Source organism: Nonomuraea lactucae, from assembly GCF_003313395.1.
Lineage (GTDB): Bacteria > Actinomycetota > Actinomycetes > Streptosporangiales > Streptosporangiaceae > Nonomuraea > Nonomuraea lactucae.
In genome coordinates this window covers 1-1,023 of the sequence record NZ_QNFZ01000415.1, presented here as the reverse complement: position 1 = coordinate 1,023, position 1,023 = coordinate 1, and the positions used below count along the sequence as shown (strand labels likewise).

Annotated in this window: 1 protein-coding gene and 1 pseudogene; one reads left to right on the top strand and one right to left on the bottom strand. The window is 77.4% G+C overall.

The annotated features are described in order from the left end of the window. Positions 1-429, top strand: a pseudogene (locus DQW85_RS22305) (N,N-dimethylformamidase beta subunit family domain-containing protein); the annotation flags it as partial. 3 nt (positions 430-432) lie between these two features. Here DQW85_RS22305 and DQW85_RS22300 read toward each other — a convergent pair. Next, positions 433-1,023, bottom strand: a 591-nt coding sequence (locus DQW85_RS22300; protein WP_113702144.1) for a PIG-L family deacetylase, incomplete at its 5' end; no start/stop codon positions are given.

Genomic DNA, 1,023 nt, shown 5'->3' with positions numbered 1-1,023 from the left:
GAGGCCGCGGCGGGGCGGGGCGTGGACCTGTACGGGCTGTCCGCCCCGGGGCGGCTCGTACGGCTGGCGGACGACGGCTGGCAGGACCTGGGACCGGCGCCCGCGGACGCGACCGGGCTGGCCGTCGCCGACTGCGCCTTCTACGCGGCCACCTCGTCCGGGGAGCTGTGGCGGCAGAGGTTCGGCGTGGCGGAGTGGGAGCGGGCCGGCTCCTCGGCGGGCGCGGTGGGCCTGGCCGGGATGAACGGCCGCCTCTTCGCCGTGGACGGCCGGGCGCGGCTGCTGACGATGCTGCCCGGCGGGGCGTGGGAGGAGTGCGACGTGACCATGCCCGGCGGCGCCTTCACCGCGCACGCCGGACTGCTGATCGCGGGCGGCAGGGACCTTCCGCTCCGCTGGCGCCCCGTGCGGAGCGCACCTCCCCGCTGACGGTCACCGGCCGACCGGACTGGTCTCCCAGATCAGCTCGTGGGTGAGCGGGCCCGGCACGGCGAGGATCTCGCCGTAGTCGGAGGCGAGCGGCGCGAGCTGGGACGCGTAGCACAGGACCGCGCACCTCTTGGCGGCCCACGCCGGGCCCTCCAGCCGGCCCGCCTGGCGCGGGACGGCGGAGCAGGCGAGGGAGCGGATCGGCGCGCCCAGCCGGGGGTGCTCGGCCAGCGCCTCGGCGGCGGCTCCGGTGCCCCACTGACGGACGGCCGAGGCGTAGGGCAGGTCCGCGTAGATCCACGGCGCGGCGGCGGCACCCGACTTCTCCAGCACCTCCAGCGCCTGGTCGCGCACCTCCAGGTGGTCGGTGTTGCCGATGCCCATGGGGACCAGCACCCGCGTCGCCGACACGCCGTACTCCGAGAGGAACTCCTCCAGGAAGGTGAGCCGCGCCCCTCCGGTGGGCGCGTCCGGATGGCCGAGCGCCACCTGCTCCACGCCGAGCGCCGCGCAGGCCCTGGCGTCTTCGGCGCGCCGCTCGCGCGCGGCCTCCGCCGCGGAGCCGAACCCGCACAGCCGGTCCCATGCCGACGG